A 17,450-nucleotide genomic window follows, 5' to 3' on the forward strand; every position below is an offset into this window, starting at 1 on the left:
CGACTCCTGCAGGCTCGTCGCGATCGAGATGACCGCGGCCCGCTCCGGGAGACCGGCCTTCTTCGTCGCGGCGATGATCGCCTTCACGTTGGCCGGGCGGACGCCGAGGAAGACCTCGCTGGCGAACATGAACGGCCGCAGGTAGAGGCTGCCGTCCTCGCCGGTGGGGATCCATTCGCGGTCGATCTCGATGAGCTTGTGCAGCGAGTCGACGAACACCTCCGGCGGCAGCACCGGCATCGCCATCCGCTGCGCGGAGGCGGCGAAGCGGGCCGCGTTGGCGTCCGGCCGGAACATCGTCACGCCACCGTCGGCGGTGCGGTACGCCTTGAGCCCCTCGAAGATCTCCTGTGCGTAGTGCAGCACCGCGCTGGCCGGGTCCATCGGGATCGGGGCGCGTGCCTCCACCCGGGCGTCGTACCAGCCCTTGCCGTCGGCGTAGCGCACGGTGACCATGTGGTCGGTGAAGACGCGGCCGAACCCGGGGTTGGCCAGCAGGGCGGCCCGATCGGCGACGGATACCGGTGCGGCATTAGGACGGATCTCGAAGTCGAGCTTGCCACCACCGCTCATCGCGCTGACCTCCCTGCGGGACAACGGCATGCGGGACCGCACACCGACATGGCTGTGCCAGAAACCTACCCCGAACGGTCGTTCAGCGGGTAGCGCCGGTCGGCCGGGACAGACTGCCCGGGCAGACCGACGCCGGGCCGGTCGCCACTCGGGCCGAGACGGTCAGGCTACGGCGTGGGCGGCGAGCCGGTCGCCGACCTCTTCGGTACGCAGCGTCACGCCCGGAACCCGGCCGGCCAGCTCGGCGGCGACCGCCGCGTTGACCCGGGCGGCGGACTCGCCGTGCCCGAGCTGCTCCAGCAGCAACGCGGCGGAGAGCACCGCGGCGACCGGGTCGGCGATGCCCTGCCCGGCGATGTCCGGCGCCGAGCCGTGCACCGGCTCGAACATCGAGGGGTACGCCCCCTCGGGGTTGATGCAGCCGCTGGCGGCCAGCCCGATGCCGCCGGTGACGGCCGCGGCGATGTCGGTGAGGATGTCGCCGAAGAGGTTGTCGGTGACCACCACGTCGTAGCGCTGCGGCTGGGTGACCAGGAACATGGCCGCCGCGTCGACGTGCTGGTACTCGGTGGCGACGTCCGGGTGCTCGGCGGCGACCGCGTCGAACGTACGCGCCCAGAGCGAGCCGGCGTGGGTTAGCACGTTGGTCTTGTGCACCAGGGTGACCTTGCGCCGCTCCCGGCGGCCGGCGCGGGCGAACGCGTCGCGGATCACCCGCTCCACGCCGTGCCGGGTGTTCAGGCTCTCCTCGGTGGCGACCTCGGCCGGGGTGTCCCGGTGCAGCGAACCACCGGCACCGGCGTACAGCCCCTCGGTGCCCTCGCGCACCACCACCAGGTCGACCTCGCCCGGCTTCACGGCGCCCAGCGGGCCGGCGACCCCGGGCCACAGCCGGGACGGGCGCAGGTTGACGTACTGGTCGAAGGCGAAGCGGAGCTTGAGCAGCAGCCCCCGCTCCAGCACACCCGGCGGAACCGTCGGGTCACCGACCGCGCCGAGCAGGATCGCGTCGTGCCCGGCCAGCTCGGCCAGCACCGAGTCGGGCAGCACCTCTCCGGTACGGTGCCAGCGGGCGGCGCCGAGGTCGTACTCGGTGGCCTGCACGCCGGGCAGCACCGCGTCGAGGACCTTGCGGGCCTGCGCGACCACCTCGGGCCCGATGCCGTCTCCGGCCACCACCGCGATCCGCGCCACGACCGCACTCCTCTGCTCAACGGTTCCGTTCGGGCAACGGTACGTCGCCGTCCCGCCTCCCGGTACGCTGCGTCCACAATTTGGGACGCACGAATGCACAGCACCCTCTCAGCTGGGACTCATGGGGCGGTCATCTCCGCTGCCTACCGTAGTGGTCAGTGGGTCGCGGGGGCCCGCTGACCATCAGGGTCGCGACGACGCGGCGCCACGCGCGAGGGGGCAGATGCGATGCGCATCGACGAGCAGCCACGGACCCGCTGGCCGGACCCGTCCACGTTCCGCAGCCGCCGGCCCGACCTGCGACTCGGCAGCCGCCGGCACCGGATCGACCCGGCCGCCGCCACCGCAGGGCGGATCGCGGTGCAGCACACCGTACGCACCGCGACCGCCGAGTACACCCTGCTGCTCAACGCGCCCGAGTGGCTCGGCCGCCGGGGCGTGGGCGAGGCGCTGCGGGACAGCGTCGCCGAGCTGCGCGCCATCGACCTCACCTACGGCCCCAACCGACCGGAGAGCCTGGTCTCCCGGCTGCGCCGCGGCGAGATCAGCCCGGACTCGTACCCACCGCTCGCCGACCTGGTGGACCGCTGTGCCGCGATGCGCGCCGCCACCGACGGGTGGTTCGACGCCTGGGCGGTGCCCGGCGGCTTCGACCCGGGTGGCCTGCTCGGCGGTTGGGCGGTGGAACGCGCGGCGGAGCGGCTGCGCGCCGCCGGCATCCACGACTACGCCGTACTCGCCGGCGCTGACCTCGTCGTCCGGGGCCACGCGCCGCACGGCGGGCCCTGGCGGGTAGCGGTGCACCACCCGACCGCACCCGAGCGCGCGCCGCTGGTGCTGGAGATGACCGCCGGCGCGATCGGCACCTCAGGGGTGACCGGGCGGCAGGGGCACGTGGTGGACCCGCACACCGGCGAACCGGCCGACCACCTCGCCGCCGCCACCGTGGTGGGCCCCGATCTGGCCATCGCCGACGCCTACGCCACCGCGCTCTACGCCGCCGGCCCCACCGGCCTGGCCTGGTTCCGAGGCAACTCCGACTATCGCGCGCTCTTCGCCCACCGTCGCTGAGCGGAACGTCGCCGCACCCAGGAGCCCGTCTCCCCGCGGTGCTCCGGCCCGATTCGCGCCTCGGCCGCCTCCGCCGGTGAACCCAGCCGTTCCCGGTGACTGTCGGCCGGTCGGGCCCGCGATCGGCCCCCACGGTCTCGGCAACGACCGTGGGGGCCGGTCAGCGACGAGTGCGCGTGGCTCGCACAACCGAGGGGTGCGGACCGGTCGGGCCGGACGTCGACCGCGCCACCCGAAGACGGGTCGGCGCCTCGAACTCGGCCAGTGACCGCAGTGCGTACGCTAGCGAATCGACGCAACTCGACGCAAGAGTCTCCACACCGGACCGTCGTAACCGGAGGCTGCGGTAATCGGTCGTTGACCGGCGGCGAGGCAGTTTCGACATGGTGAACGGCGGATGGCACGCTATCCGCCGTGAGTTTCGATCTGAGCGTGTGGGCCCTGGAGGACGGGGCGACGCCCGAGGACGTGCGGACAGCGGTCGACGGTTGCCGGCAGGGGCGGCACGTGGACCGCTACCCCGACCCGCGGGTGGTCAGCTTCTACCGGGCGATCACCGCCTCCTATCCGGACCGTCACCCCGGCCCGAACAGCCCGTGGGCGGTGGCGCCGCTGCACGCGGCCCACGACCACGTCGAGCTGAATCTGCACCCGACCTGCGCGGACCAGGTGCTACTGGACATCGAGCGGCTGGCCGGCGAGCACGGGCTGATGCTGTTCGACCCGCAGGACGGTTCCGTCTACCCGCCTCCGGCGCGGCTGCCCGGCTGACCTGAGCGGCGGCACGGACGGGAAATGACGAGGGGCCCGGCGAATCGCCAGGCCCCCCATGGTGCTTGTCGTCTACTACTCGTCGCGCAGGTCGGCGGCGCTGGCCGCCGTGGCGCCGATCGACTCGGCGGCCGACGTGAGCAGGTCGGCGCCGAGCGCCTGGTCGACGGTGAGCGTCATCAGCGTCTCGCCGCCCGCCTCCCGGCGAGCCACCTGCATGGCGGCGATGTTGATGCCCGACTCGCCGAGCAGGGTACCGACAGTGCCGACCACACCGGGTCGGTCGGCGTAGCGCAGGAAGAGCAGGATGCCCTCCGCGCCGATCTCCACGTCGAAGCCGTCCACCTCGGTCAGCTTCAGGACGTCCCGAGCGCCGGAGTGGGTGACAGTGCCGGAGACACTGACCGTCCGGCCGTCCGGCAGCGCGCCACGCACCGTGACCAGGGTCGGCTGCTCGGCCGTCTCGGCCAGGGTGGCGAGGTTGACCTCGACGCCGCGCTCGGCGGCCAGGTGCGGGGCGTTGACGTAGGTGACCTGCTCCTCGACCACGGAGCTGAACAGGCCCTTGGTGGCGGCGAGCTTGAGCACCGACACGTCGTGGCTGACGATCTCACCGCGCACCTCGACCGTGACGCTGGCCGCGACCCCGCCGGCGACCGCGGTGAACGCCCGGCCGAGCTTCTCCGCCAGCGGCAGCAGCGGCCGCACGTCCTCGGCGACCACACCGCCGGCCTGCACGTTGACCGCGTCCGGGACGAACTCACCCTGCAACGCCAGCTTGACGCTCTTGGCCACGGCGAGGCCGGCCTTGTCCTGCGCCTCGTGGGTGGACGCGCCCAGGTGCGGGGTGGCCACCACGTTGTCGAAGGCGAACAGCGGCGAGGAGGTGCACGGCTCCTTGCTGTACACGTCGACACCGGCGCCGGCGACCCGACCCTCGGCGATCGCGTCCGCGAGCGCCTGCTCGTCGACCAGCCCGCCCCGGGCGGCGTTGACGATGCGAACGCCGGGCTTGACGATCGCCAGCTCCTTTTCACCGATCAGGCCCACCGTCTCCGGCGTCTTCGGCAGGTGGATGGAGATGAAGTCGCTCTCCCGCAGCAGCTCCTCCAGCCCGACCAGGCGTACGCCGAGCTGCGCCGCACGGGCCGGCTGGATGTACGGGTCGTACGCGATCAGCCGGGTGCCGAACGCGGCGATGCGAGACGCGAAGAGCACCCCGATACGACCGAGCCCGACCACGCCGACGGTCTTGCCCTGCACCTCGACGCCGGTGTACTTCGACCGCTTCCACTCCCCCGCCTTGAGCGCGGAACTCGCGCTCGCGGTGTTCCGGGCGACGGCGAGCAGCAGCGCGACGGCCTGCTCGGCGGCGGAGACGATGTTGGAGGTGGGCGCGTTGACGACCATGACGCCCCGCGCGGTGGCGGCCGGCACCTCGACGTTGTCCAGCCCGACGCCCGCCCGGGCGACCACCTTGAGTCGCGGCGCGGCGGCGATCGCCTCGGCGTCGATCTGGGTCGCGCTGCGCACGATGACGGCGTCGGCCTCGGAGAGCGCCGAGAGCAGGGCCGGACGGTCGGTGCCGTCGACGTGACGGACGTCGAAGTCGTGGGCGAGCACCTCGATGGCGGCGGGGGCGAGTTCTTCGGCGATCAGTACGACTGGATTCATCGGTCCTCGTAGAGGTCGTGTTTGCGATCGGCGCGGGCGGCGGGGGGCGCCGCACTGCGCCCTGCGCTGATCCGTGCCGTGGCCGTCAGGTGCCGGCTGCTGCACCTACAGGCGATCGTAGGGGCCGCGCTGGTCGGCGTGTTCCGGTCTTCGGGGTGAGTGCCCTCACACGCCCGGTCGGGCGACGGACATCGGCCGTTCACCGGACCGACACGGTTGCTCGCCCCCGCTACAACCGGAGGCACACGCCTGCGGGAGGATCCGCCCTTGTTGCTCGCCGTACGCATCACGCTGCTCCGACGGCTGACCCGCGTCAATCTCGCGCGGTTCGGTCCGAAGCTGGCCGAGGCGTTGGTCACCCGGTCCCAACAGGTGAAAATCCGACGCAGCTTCGTGTCCCGCCGCACCGCCGCCGCGGACGAGGCGGTCGCGCTCTACCGGCGACTGGTCCAGGACCGGCCGGGCCGGCACGAGGTGGGGCTCGCGCGGGCGCTCGTCGCGCAGGGTTCGGTCCCGGACGACCGCACCGTCGGATCCGCGCTCGCGCAGGGTCGCGAGGCCATCGGGTACGTCGAGGACGCGACCGACCGGGACGGCCTCGTCGTCCTGGCCGCGGCGCAGCTGATGACGGCGGGACATCTCGCTCTCGACGCGCCCCGGGACGCGTTGTCGCTCGCCGAAGCGGCCCGGGAGACGTGGTCACGCTGTGCGCCGCTCGGCGCTCGTGAGCAGGTTGCCGTGGCGCGGTCGCTAACGCTGCTCGGTTACTGCCGGGCGGTGCTGGGCAGGCCGGCCGAGGCGCTTGCCGCCCGGGAGGAGGCGGTCGAGTTGTTTCGGCGGCTTCCGGTCTGGACGAGGCTGAGGTATCAGCCGGCCCGACTCGAAGCGGTGACCGGGCTCGCGGACTCCCTCGTCTCCCACGGTCGGTGGGCCGAAGCGTTGACGCTGACCACGGGTGCCCGTGAGGATCTGACCTTCATGAGCCGTCTGGAGCCACTGCGCTTCCGGCCCGCGCTCGGCAAACTGTTGTTCGTGATCGCCAAGTGCCACACGGGGCTCGGCGAACCGGAAGCGGCCGTGGCGGCGACCCAGGAGGCGGTCGGGCACCACCGATGGCTGGCCGAGCGTGACCCCGTTCGACACCACGGTCGTCTGGTCGTCGCGCTACGCACGCAGGCCGGCATTCTCAAGGGCCTCGGCCGGTACGAGGAGGCCACCTGGGCAACCCGTGAGGCCGAGGCGACCGAGAGCCGCTGACGTAGGGCGGAAGAACGCCCTGGCCGACGGCCGGCGACCCGCGCTGGGGAGAGCGCTGGATCGCCGGCCGCCGGTGGACCGTTGTGGGTCGAACGGTCAGGCGGTCTCGGTGATCGGGCGGTCGACCCAGCTCATCATGCCGCGCAGCTTCTTGCCGGTCTCCTCGATCGGGTGCGCCGCACCCTCGGCCTGCCACTTGGTGAAGTTGGGCCGGCCGGCCTCGTCCTCGGCGACCCACTCGCGGGCGAACTCGCCGGACTGGATCTCACTGAGGATCTTGCGCATCTCGTCCTTGACCCGGGAGTCGATGATGCGCGAGCCACGGGAGAGGTCGCCGTACTCGGCGGTGTCGGAGATGCTGTAGCGCATCTTCGCGATGCCGCCCTCGTACATGAGGTCGACGATCAGCTTCAGCTCGTGCAGGCACTCGAAGTAGGCGACCTCCGGGGCGTAGCCCGCCTCGGTGAGCACCTCGAAACCCGTCTGCACCAGCGCCGAGGCACCGCCGCAGAGCACCGCCTGCTCGCCGAAGAGGTCGGTCTCGGTCTCCTCGGTGAAGGTGGTCTTGATCGCGCCGGCCCGGGTGCCGCCGATCCCCTTGGCGTACGCGAGGGCGAGCGCGAGCGCGTTGCCGCTGGCGTCCTGCTCGACGGCGACGAGACAGGGCACGCCCTTGCCGTCGCTGTACTGGCGGCGGACCAGGTGGCCGGGGCCCTTGGGCGCGACCATCGCCACGTCCACCTCGGCCGGCGGCTTGATGAGGCCGTACCGGATGTTGAAACCGTGCCCGAAGAAGATCGCCTTGCCCGGGGTGAGGTGCGGGGCGATCGACTCCGCGTAGATCCCGCGCTGGGCGGTGTCCGGTGCGAGCACCATGATCACATCGGCCTCGGCGGCGGCCTGTGCCGGCGTGACGACCCGCAGGCCCTGCTCCTCAGCCTTCGGACGGCTCTTCGAGCCCTCCGGCAGACCGATCACCACGTCGACGCCGGAGTCACGCAGCGACAGCGCGTGGGCGTGGCCCTGGCTGCCGTACCCGATCACCGCGACCTTCTTGGCCTGGATCAGGCCGAGGTCGGCATCGTCGTCGTAGTACACCTCAACGCTCATGAGAACTTCCCTTTCGTACGACGGCCGGGACGGCCCGTCGTGGTCGGTGCGGATGAATTCGCCGGACGGCCCGCCGGGGCCGACCGGCGGCGGGTCAGGCGGCCCGCAGCGCGGGACCGGCGGTGATCGAGCGCGAGCCGCGGCCGATGGCCACCAGCCCGGACTGGACCATTTCCTTGATGCCGAAGGCTTCGAGGTCGCGTAGCAGCGCGTCGAGCTTGTCCGGGGTGCCGGTGGCTTCGATGGTCAGCGTGTCCGGTGCGACGTCGACCACCCGGGCCCGGAACAGGTTGACGGTCTCCAGCACCTGTGACCGCGCGGACCGGTCGGCGCGAACCTTCACCAGCAGCAGTTCCCGGGCGACCGAGACCTGCGGATCCAGCTCAACGATCTTGAGCACGTTGACCAGCTTGTTGAGCTGCTTGGTGACCTGCTCCAGCGGGGACGACTCCGCGTTGACCACGATGGTGATCCGGGAGACGTCCGGATTCTCGGTCTCGCCCACGGCGAGGCTGTCGATGTTGAACCCGCGCCGGGAGAACAGGCCGGAGACCCGGGCGAGCACGCCAGGCTTGTTTTCCACCAGCACGGACAGCGTGTGCATTGTCACTGCGTCTCCTTTGTCAAGCCCTCATGGCCCTCGCTGCGCTCGGTGCATTCGGTCATGACTAGATGTCATCCTCGTCGAAGACCGGGCGGACGTCCCGGGCGAACATGATCTCGTCGTTGCTGGTGCCGGCGGCGACCATCGGCCAGACCATCGCGTCCTTGCCGACCACGAAGTCGATCACCACGGGCGCGTCGTTGATCTCCATGGCGGCGGCGATGGTCTTGTCCACGTCATCCGCGCTCTCGCACCGCAGCCCGATGCAGCCCAGTGCCTCGGCGAGCTTGACGAAGTCGGGGATGCGGTGCTTGTGGGTGCCGAGCTCGGTGTTGGAGTAGCGCTCGTTGTAGAAGAGCGTCTGCCACTGTCGGACCATGCCGAGATTGCCGTTGTTGATGACGGCGATCTTGACCGGGATGCCCTCCAACGCGCAGGTGGCCAACTCCTGGTTGGTCATCTGGAAGCAGCCGTCCCCGTCCACCGCCCAGACCACCGTGTCCGGCTTGCCGACCTTGGCGCCCATCGCCGCCGGAACCGCGTAGCCCATCGTGCCGAGGCCGCCGGAATTCAACCAGGTGTACGGCTTCTCGTAGGAGATGAACTGCGACGCCCACATCTGGTGCTGGCCCACCCCGGCCACGAAGATCGCGTCCGGGCCGACGATCTCGCCCAGCCGCTTGATCACGTACTGCGGGGACAGCGTCCCGTCGACCGGCTCGTCGTAGCCCAGCGGGTAGCGGTTGCGCAGGTCGTCGAGCTGCGTCCACCAGTCACCGAGGTCGGCGGTGCGCCCCGCCGACCGCTCGGCGGTGACCGCCGTGATCAACTCGTCGATGACGTGCTTGGCGTCGCCGACGATCGGCACGTCCACGTGCCGGTTCTTGCCGATCTCGGCGGGGTCGATGTCCGCGTGCACCACTGCCGCGTCCGGGGCGAACGAGTCCAGTTTGCCGGTGACCCGGTCGTCGAAGCGGGCGCCCAGCGCGACGATCAGATCCGCCTTCTGCAGGCCGTAGACCGCGGCGACCGTGCCGTGCATGCCGGGCATTCCCAGGTGCTGCTGGTGCGAGTCGGGGAACGCCCCGAGCGCCATCAGCGTGGTGACGACCGGGATGCCGGTCAGCTCGGCCAGCCGGCGCAGCCCATCGGTGGCGCCGGCCTTGAGCACCCCGCCGCCAACGTAGAGCACCGGCCGTCGGGCGCCGGCCATCAGCCGTGCCGCCTCCCGGATCTGCTTGCCGTGCGGGTGCAGGGTGGGCCGGTAGCCGGGCAGGTCCAGCGTCGGCGGCCAGGAGAAGGTGGTCGGCGCCTGGAGCACGTCCTTGGGGATGTCGACGAGCACCGGGCCAGGTCGCCCGCTGCTGGCCAGGTGGAACGCCTCGGCCAGCACCCGGGGGATCTCCTCGGCGTTCTGCACGAGGAAGTTGTGCTTGGTGATCGGCAGGGTGATGCCCTGGATGTCGGCCTCCTGGAAGCCGTCGGTGCCGATCAACGGGCTGGCCACCTGCCCGGTGATCGCCACCATCGCCACCGAGTCCATGTAGGCGTCGGCGATCGGGGTGACCAGGTTCGTCGCACCCGGGCCGGAGGTGGCGATGCAGACGCCGACCTTGCCGGTGGCCTGCGCGTAGCCGGTCGCCGCGTGCCCGGCGCCCTGCTCGTGCCGGACCAGGATGTGCCGGACCGTCGAGTCGTAGAGCGGGTCGTACGCCGGCAGGATCGCGCCGCCCGGAATGCCGAAGACGACGTCGACCTCGAGCGCCTCGAGGGACCGCACGAGCGAGCCGGCCCCGGAGACCTGGGTCGCGGCGGCGGGGCGTACCGCCGGGACGGCCGGGGTGGCCGTGCGTGCGGCGGCGTGGTCGACGTCGACGGTCGGGTCGGCGGCCGCGCGGGCCCGGCGGGCGGTGTGGGCGAGGGTCTCGGGCGTGGGTCTCGTCATGGCGGTTCTGGCCTTCGGCTGGAGTGGCTGGTGGCTAGTCAAGCGATGCGACGCGGGCGGGGCCCGCTTCGCCAGGTTCCGATGGCAATAAAAACGGCCCTCGTGCAGATGCACGGGGCCAGCGCACTCTCGGTGAGGGAGAGTGCGCTCAGGTAAGTACTCGCAGCGACCGGTACGACGACATGCGGCTAAGCCTGACGCATCTCACGCGATGAGTCAACTGATCCCACATGTTGGTTAACGGAGGCCGGCGCGTCCATCGGCGACGCGCCATCGGCAGGCGTGGTGAGCTGCCCGGACCCGCCGGTAGCGCGACGCGGCGCGGGCGCCGGAGCGGGACGCGCACCCGGGGAGGTAGCCGCCTCCAGCATCGCCTCCAGGTGCTCGGCCGGCACCCCCCAGCCGAAGAGCGCACCCTGACCGAACCGGCAACCGGCGGCCACCACCGCGGCCAACTCGGTCGGAGTGGTCACCCCCTCGGCGATCACCTCCAGCCCCAACTGGTGGCCCAGGCGCATCACGATGTCGACCATCGGGGCGAACGCCGGGCCGTCCTGGCCGACCGGGCGGACCGGCTCGTGCTCGGCAACCAGACTGTGGTCGATCTTGAGGATGTCGATCGGCAGCCGGCGCAGCTGACCCAGCGACGAGTACCCGGCCCCGAAGTCGTCCAGCGCGATCCGCACCCCGGTCAACCGCAGCGCGGTGAGCCGCCGGATCAGCTCGTCCAGGTCGGTGGCGACCGCGTGCTCGGTGACCTCCAACACCAGCCGCTGCGGCGGCACGTGGTGGGCGCGCAGCGCCTCGGCGACCTGGACCACGTACTCCGGGGCGTGCAGCTCGCGCGGCGAGACGTTCACCGACACCCAGACGTCGTGCCCGTCCGCCAGCCACCGGGAGAGCTGATAGCAGGCCTGATGCAGCACCCAGGCGCCGAGCGGGGCGATCATGCCGCACTCCTCGGCGAGCGGGATGAACTCGTCCGGACGGACGTTGCCCAGCTCGGGGTGGTGCCAGCGGAGCAGCGCCTCGGCGCCGACCGGCCGTACCGAGGGCAGCGACGCCACCGGCTGGAACGCCAATCGCAGCTCGTCGCGGTCGATGGCCCCGCGCAGCTCGTGCTCGACCGTCGTACGGCGGCGCAGCAGCTTGTCGTACGCGGCGTCGTAGCGCTCGATCCGGTTCTTGCCCCGCTGCTTGGCGTAACGCAACGCCAGGTCGGCGTGCCGCAGCAGCAGCTCCACGTCCGGCTCGTCGGCCCAGTCGGCCACGCCGATGCTCACCGACAGGAAGACCGGCCCCTCCGGCTGGTCGTACGGCCGGTTGAGCACCCCGAGGAGCCGTTCGGCGACCCGGTCCGCCTCGACCGACCGGCCCTGCATGAGGACGGCGAACTCGTCGCCACCCAACCGGGCGGCCACGTCGCCGGGGCGCAGGTTGCCACGCAGCCGGCGGCCCACCTCGGCCAACACCGCGTCGCCCACGTCGTGGCCCCGCATGTCGTTGACGTTCTTGAAGCCGTCCAGGTCGAGGCCGAGCAGCACACACGGGTTGTGGTCGGCGGCGTTGCGGTGCAGCGCCCGGAGCAGCCCGCGACGGTTGGCCAACGACGTCAGCGGGTCGGTGTGCGCCAGCTCACGGAAGTGCGCCTCCCGTTCGGCCAGCCGGCCCGCGTACCCCCGGACGTCGCGCAGGGTGAGGTACTGCCGTGCCACCAGGGCGAAACCCTCCACACTGCCGGCCACGATGCCGGCCGCGGTGAACCGGCCTTCCTGGGCGAGGTGGTACATCGCCGAGGCGGCCATCGCCAGCATCGGGGCGATCGCGTACTCGCCGTCGCTACCGACCAGGTCCAGGTCGATCTGCCCCGGCCGGTCGGCCCGGTACACGGCGAGCGCGACGGTCAGCAGACCGGCGGCGAGCACCGCCGCACCGGCCAGCGCCATGGTCGGCCCGGCCTGGCAGAGCCCGGCGCTGAGACCCAGCCCGCCGCAGGTCACCGCGCTGATGCCGGCGCCCAGCGCGGCGAGCCGGCGACGTGGCCTGGCGGCCCGGAAGACGATGATCACGGTGAGCCCGGCACCGAGCGCGGCGCTCACCGTGGCCACCAGGATCGCCGGGCAGGCCACCGGAGTGACGGCACCGAGCAACCGGGTGGGCTCGGAGAAGAGCACCCAACCGACGAACCACAGCGCCGCCGCCATGACCAACCCGTCCAGCGCGAGCCGGGCCGTTCCCGCCGCGGTGGCGGCCACTCCGGGCAGCCGCAGCAGGCCGGCCGCGAAGGCCAGGCCGCTCACCGCCGTGCCGATCGCCACCACTGTCGCCCAACCGGTGCGCTGACCCTGCTGGTGGGCCCAGTGGTCGTTCGCGCTGAGCGCCGCGACCACCCCGGCCAGGAGGCTGAGCAGGGCACCCCCGGCGGCGGCCGCGAGCAGCAGGTGCGCCGGTCGACGCGGCCGTGTCCGCCGCCGGGCGACGATGGTCAGCAGCACGGCGGCCACTGCGGCGACGAGCCCGCTGAGCGCCGCGACAGCGACCAGGCCCGGTGGTAGATGCACGCCTTAAAGAGTGCCGGATGGGCGCACGCCGTGGGGGGTCGAGTGTGCATCTGTTGGGACACGGCAGATACCAGGGTGGGCCGGCGCGCCGACGGTGTCATGCTGGTATGCATGCCTGAGCTGCGGTCGAGGACTTCCACACACGGTCGGACGATGGCCGGCGCCCGGGCCCTCTGGCGGGCCACCGGGATGACCGACGACGATTTCGGCAAGCCGATCGTCGCCATCGCGAACAGTTTCACCCAGTTCGTGCCTGGTCACGTACACCTGAAGGACATGGGTGGCCTGGTCGCCGACGCGGTCGCCGAGGCCGGCGGGGTGGGCCGGGAGTTCAACACCATCGCGGTCGACGACGGCATCGCGATGGGCCACGGGGGCATGCTCTACTCGCTGCCCAGCCGTGAGCTGATCGCCGACGCCGTCGAATACATGGTCAACGCGCACTGCGCGGACGCCCTGGTCTGCATCTCCAACTGCGACAAGATCACGCCCGGGATGCTGCTGGCCGCGTTGCGGCTCAACATCCCCACCGTCTTCGTCTCCGGCGGCCCGATGGAGGCCGGCAAGACGACGGCGATCGAGGGCGTCGTGCACAGCAAGATCGACCTGATCGACGCGATGATCGCCTCCTCGAACGAGGCGGTCACCGACGAGCAGCTCGGTGAGATCGAGCGCTCCGCCTGCCCGACCTGCGGCTCCTGCTCCGGCATGTTCACCGCCAACTCGATGAACTGCCTCACCGAGGCGATCGGGCTCGCGCTGCCCGGCAACGGTTCCACGCTGGCCACCCACGCCGCCCGCCGGTCACTCTTCGTCGAGGCCGGCCGGACCGTCGTAGAGATCTCCAAGCGGTGGTACGACGGCGACGACGACTCGGTGCTGCCCCGCACTGTCGCCTCCAAGGCCGCCTTCGAGAACGCGGTCGCCCTGGACGTGGCGATGGGCGGCTCCACCAACACGGTGCTGCACCTGCTCGCCGCCGCCCGCGAGGCGGAGATGGACTTCGGCGTCACCGACATCGACGCGATCTCCCGGCGGGTGCCGTGCCTGGCCAAGGTCGCGCCGAACTCGCCGAACTACCACATGGAGGACGTGCACCGGGCCGGTGGCATCCCGGCGATCCTCGGCGAACTGGACCGGGCCGGGCAGCTCAACCGGGACGTGCACGCCGTGCACTCCCCCTCGCTGGCACAGTGGCTGACCGACTGGGACGTGCGAGGCGGCACGCCGACCCCGGAGGCGGTCGAGCTGTTCCACGCCGCGCCGGGCGGGGTGCGTACCGTCGAGCCCTTCTCCACCACCAACCGCTGGTCGACGCTGGACACCGACGCGGCCGACGGCTGCATCCGGGACCGCGAGCACGCGTACTCCGCCGACGGTGGGCTGGCCATCCTGCACGGCAACCTGGCACCCGAGGGCAGCGTGGTGAAGACCGCCGGCGTGCCGGACGACTGCCTGACCTTCCGTGGCCCGGCGAAGGTCTACGAGTCGCAGGACGACGCGGTGACCGCGATCCTCGCCAAGCAGGTGGTCGCCGGGGACGTGGTGGTGATCCGGTACGAGGGGCCCAAGGGCGGCCCCGGCATGCAGGAGATGCTCTACCCCACCTCGTTCCTGAAGGGACGCGGGCTGGGCCGCTCCTGCGCGCTGCTCACCGACGGCCGCTTCTCCGGTGGCACGTCCGGGCTCTCCATCGGGCACGTCTCCCCCGAGGCTGCCTCCGGCGGAATGATCGCCCTGGTCCGCGACGGCGACGAGATCGTCATCGACATCCCGAACCGGTCGATCGAGCTGAACGTGCCCGCCGAGGAGTTGGAAGCGCGCCGGGTGGCCGAGGAGAAGCGCGACAAGCCGTACACCCCGACCGATCGGCAGCGGCCGGTGTCGGCGGCGCTGCGCGCGTACGCCTCGATGGCCACCTCGGCCAGCGACGGCGCCTACCGCCGCGTCCCGGAGTAACCACCCGGTCCGGCCCGCACCGCCGGCCCGACGACCCTCAGTCCGTCGGGACGTCGCGCAGGTCGGGAGCAGCGGCGAGGAGGCGTACGCCGTCGTCGTCGTGCCGGTGCACGGTGCAGCCGGCGCGGGTGAAGCGCACGGTGACCACCTGCCCGGCGTGCTGGGCCGCCAGGCGCAGCAGTTCCGGCTCGGGGTCGGCGACGTCACGCGGCCCCGAGCAGGGCACCGGAATTGGCGCTGTCGGGTCGGTCGGGGCGGCCCCGGCGACGGCGTCGGTCAGACACTCGACACACCAGGCGAGCGCGGCGGCCAGGCTCGGCCGGTAGGGGAAGTCGTCGGGGCGGACGGGCGCATCACGCGGCTTCAGCTCGACCGACCAGCTCAGTCCGTCGGCGAGCAGCGGGTCGTCGGTGTTGTGCCGCAGGTCGCACACGCCCACCACGAGGGCCAGGTCGAGGCCGAGGGCGAGCCGCATCAGCTCGGGCAACGGTGGCGCGTCGGGGGGTGCCGCCACCACGATCAGCCGACCGGCGGCCGTGCCACGACCGGCGTCGCGCACGTACTCCGCAACCGGGTCGGCCCCGGCCCACGGCAGCGTGACGTACCCGTCGCGGAGGTCCTTGCCGATCGGGTGCCCGCCGTCGGCGTCGGCGAGGTCGTCGGGCGGCGCGCCGAGGACGGCCGCCCAGGAGCCGAGCCGGTAGCGGTCGGGGAGTTGGACGACGGGTTTACCACCGGGCTGGGTGGCGACCAGTGGGGCGACCTCCGGCGTACCGGCCTGCCAAGCCAGGTGCACCACCCGGTGCCGCAGGTCGGTGATGGTGACCGACAGGGTCCGGTGCAGGCGGTGGGTGTCCCCGCAGGTGAAGCAGTGCAGCGCGGACGGGCGCAGGCCGGCGCCGCAGCAGTGCGGGCAGTCGAGGTCGGCAGCACGACCGCCGAGCCGACAGTCGCAGACGCGCAGCCGGCTGCCGGGCCGGCAGTCCGGGCAGGCCCGCCAGTCCACTGGTTCACCCAGCCAGGACGGGTCGGGTGGCTCGTAGCCGCGGGTCACCGGCACCTGCACTCGGCGAACCACCTGACCGGTGGGCTGCTCGGTGAGGATCTCCACCGGCTCGCCGGCACGCAGCGTCGTGTGCCACCAGCGGCCGTCCCGCCACAGGGCCTGCGCGCCGGGCAGGTCGTCGCCGCCGGCCGCATCGACGCAGTCGGCGAGGATGCGCCGTTCGAGCTGGTCGACATCCACGGCCGCCGCGTCGGGTATGCGCGGCGAGTCGGGCCGCAACAGCCGGGCGGGGACATTCAGACCCCGCCCGGCGAGCCCGTCGAGTGCGGCGGTCGCGTCGGTGCGGACCACCGCCTCCGGCAGGTCCAGATTCCAGCCGGACAAGCCTGACGGCACCGGGGAGCCGGGCACCTCGTACCGGATGGCCCAGCCGAACACCGCGCCCTGCCGGCGGGCCTCGACGACCAGGTCGAGCAGCAGCAGGTCAGCCACGGCGCAGAGCCTCGCCAGCCGGGCGGCCGAGTCGACAGTGGGCGCGGCGGTGGATCGGCCCAGCACCAACCGCCAGGGGGTGTGATCGGCCCGCACAATGGCCTCGGCCTCCAACTCGTGCCGCTGCGCGGCGGGCAGATCAGGTCGCCACTGCCTCGACAGCCACAGCGACGGCTCGTCGGTGTCCGTGACGACCGCGCCGACGATGGCGGCGAGCTCGCGTACCCGGGGAGCAAGGTCGACCACCCACGCACCCGCCGGGTCGCGGTGGGGGTCGAGGCCGCCGGGCACGACCTGGTGGGACGCGACCGCGCCGGTGTCCAGGTTGGCGACGGTGACCACGAGCTGCGCCCGCCGCCGGCCGCGCCTCCCACAGCGATAACAGGGGTTCGCGACGGTGCCCGCGCCGCGACACTGCTCGCAGCTCCGGTACGCCTCCCGGCGCGGCCCGAGCACGTCGTCGTCGGCGAGGAACCGGTCGCCGTAGGTGGTACACCGGCACGGTTGCAGCGTGAAAGTCATCCCGTCGCAGTCCGGGCAGACGACGACGGGCGCGGCGGTCACCGACACCGCCGTGCCGCGCAGTCACCGTCGTGCTCCACCCGCCGCACGCACCGCCGGCCGCCGTCGAGGGGCAGGTCACAGAACACCCGATGGCGTACGCCCTGGGCGTCCTCGGCGGACACGGTGGCTTCGCCCGCGTCCACCTCGGACAGGAAACTCAGCGAACGGGCCAACGTCCCGGCGAAGTGCTGGGCCGCCGGCAGGTCGGCGGCAGTGAACGGCAGGTGCGCCACCCACCGGGCGCTCATCGGCGGGCCGCCAGATCCTCAGACGCCCGCTGGGACTGCCAGCACCTCAGCGCATCCTTGATCCGCTCGGTCTCCCGCCGGCTGCTGCCCAACGCCGCGTACACCTCGGCCAGGTCGTCGGCGACCCGGTCGAGGAACTCGGCGACCTCTGCGGCGTCCACGCCACGCCGGCCGCGTCTGGTGAAGGTGCGCTCACGGACCTGCCAGGGCTTCAGGGGTACGTAGTTGGCCGCCCGATAGAACGCCGGCCGGGGTGGCTCGGCCCGGAGATGACGGAGAAACGCGCGCACGAAGCAGCACCACCCTTCCTCGTATTTGATCGACGTTCGCCAGCGCGGGAATTGCGCGTCCATCGCCGGTGTCGGACCAATCTTGTAAGGTCGTAAGCACCATCGCAATGAATGTCGACTCACACTGTTCC

General features: G+C 72.1%; 13 protein-coding genes and 1 pseudogene. 4 read left to right on the forward strand and 10 right to left on the reverse strand.

All coding sequences use genetic code 11. The features are described from left to right. Together ABZU52_RS23700 and ABZU52_RS23705 are read right to left on the reverse strand one after the other, a co-directional pair. Positions 1-573, reverse strand: a pseudogene (locus tag ABZU52_RS23700) (branched chain amino acid aminotransferase); the annotation flags it as partial. Between the two features lie 162 nt (positions 574-735). Beyond that, positions 736-1,767: a 3-isopropylmalate dehydrogenase gene (locus ABZU52_RS23705; RefSeq protein ID WP_354973174.1), complete on the reverse strand. Its 1,032-nt coding sequence runs from the start codon at positions 1,765-1,767 to the stop codon at positions 736-738. Between the two features lie 228 nt (positions 1,768-1,995). Between ABZU52_RS23705 and ABZU52_RS23710 the strand changes: the two genes are divergently transcribed. Together ABZU52_RS23710 and ABZU52_RS23715 are read left to right on the forward strand one after the other, a co-directional pair. After that, positions 1,996-2,838 carry an FAD:protein FMN transferase gene (locus ABZU52_RS23710; protein ID WP_354973175.1) on the forward strand — a complete coding sequence of 281 codons (843 nt, stop codon included), beginning with the start codon at positions 1,996-1,998 and terminating at the stop codon, positions 2,836-2,838. Between the two features lie 414 nt (positions 2,839-3,252). Continuing rightward, positions 3,253-3,609, forward strand: a complete 357-nt coding sequence (locus ABZU52_RS23715) for a hypothetical protein (protein ID WP_124774447.1) — start codon at positions 3,253-3,255, stop codon at positions 3,607-3,609. A gap of 75 nt (positions 3,610-3,684) precedes the next feature. Here ABZU52_RS23715 and serA read toward each other — a convergent pair whose 3' ends face one another. Continuing rightward, positions 3,685-5,283 (reverse strand): phosphoglycerate dehydrogenase, encoded by a 1,599-nt coding sequence (gene serA / locus ABZU52_RS23720; protein ID WP_354973176.1) that lies wholly within the window; start codon positions 5,281-5,283, stop codon positions 3,685-3,687. 267 nt (positions 5,284-5,550) lie between these two features. Between serA and ABZU52_RS23725 the strand changes: the two genes are divergently transcribed. Continuing rightward, positions 5,551-6,540 (forward strand): hypothetical protein, encoded by a 990-nt coding sequence (locus tag ABZU52_RS23725; protein ID WP_354973177.1) that lies wholly within the window; start codon positions 5,551-5,553, stop codon positions 6,538-6,540. Positions 6,541-6,636: 96 nt separating this feature from the next. On the opposite strand, the gene ilvC is transcribed toward ABZU52_RS23725, so the two are convergent. The 4 genes from ilvC to ABZU52_RS23745 all read right to left on the reverse strand — a co-directional run bounded on the left by ilvC (position 6,637) and on the right by ABZU52_RS23745 (position 12,760). After that, positions 6,637-7,650, reverse strand: coding sequence for a ketol-acid reductoisomerase (ilvC, locus tag ABZU52_RS23730; RefSeq protein WP_354973178.1), 1,014 nt, complete (start codon positions 7,648-7,650; stop codon positions 6,637-6,639). A 94-nt stretch (positions 7,651-7,744) separates the two neighbouring features. After that, on the reverse strand, positions 7,745-8,260 hold the full coding sequence (gene ilvN, locus ABZU52_RS23735; protein ID WP_088946549.1) for an acetolactate synthase small subunit: 516 nt from the start codon (positions 8,258-8,260) through the stop codon (positions 7,745-7,747). Between the two features lie 58 nt (positions 8,261-8,318). Then, positions 8,319-10,199, reverse strand: coding sequence for an acetolactate synthase large subunit (locus tag ABZU52_RS23740; protein WP_354973179.1), 1,881 nt, complete (start codon positions 10,197-10,199; stop codon positions 8,319-8,321). Positions 10,200-10,387: 188 nt separating this feature from the next. Continuing rightward, positions 10,388-12,760, reverse strand: coding sequence for a bifunctional diguanylate cyclase/phosphodiesterase (locus tag ABZU52_RS23745; protein ID WP_354973180.1), 2,373 nt, complete (start codon positions 12,758-12,760; stop codon positions 10,388-10,390). Between the two features lie 111 nt (positions 12,761-12,871). On the opposite strand from ABZU52_RS23745, the gene ilvD reads away from it, so the two are divergent. Then, positions 12,872-14,719 (forward strand): dihydroxy-acid dehydratase, encoded by a 1,848-nt coding sequence (gene ilvD, locus ABZU52_RS23750; protein ID WP_354973181.1) that lies wholly within the window; start codon positions 12,872-12,874, stop codon positions 14,717-14,719. Between the two features lie 37 nt (positions 14,720-14,756). Here ilvD and ABZU52_RS23755 read toward each other — a convergent pair whose 3' ends face one another. The 3 genes from ABZU52_RS23755 to ABZU52_RS23765 are packed head-to-tail and all read right to left on the reverse strand — an operon-like array spanning position 14,757 to position 17,319. Beyond that, positions 14,757-16,781, reverse strand: coding sequence for a hypothetical protein (locus tag ABZU52_RS23755; RefSeq protein ID WP_354973182.1), 2,025 nt, complete (start codon positions 16,779-16,781; stop codon positions 14,757-14,759). After that, the gene (locus tag ABZU52_RS23760) at positions 16,778-17,029 is read right to left on the reverse strand and encodes a hypothetical protein (RefSeq protein WP_354973183.1); all 252 of its coding nucleotides are present in this window, start codon (positions 17,027-17,029) and stop codon (positions 16,778-16,780) included. The genes ABZU52_RS23755 and ABZU52_RS23760 overlap by 4 nt, the downstream gene beginning before the upstream one ends. Then, entirely contained in the window at positions 17,026-17,319 is a 294-nt protein-coding gene (locus tag ABZU52_RS23765; protein WP_354973184.1) for a DivIVA domain-containing protein, read from the reverse strand. The genes ABZU52_RS23760 and ABZU52_RS23765 overlap by 4 nt, the downstream gene beginning before the upstream one ends. Positions 17,320-17,450 lie beyond the last annotated feature (131 nt).

It is taken from the genome of Micromonospora sp. NPDC005220 (assembly GCF_040607895.1).
Taxonomy (GTDB): Bacteria; Actinomycetota; Actinomycetes; order Mycobacteriales; family Micromonosporaceae; genus Micromonospora.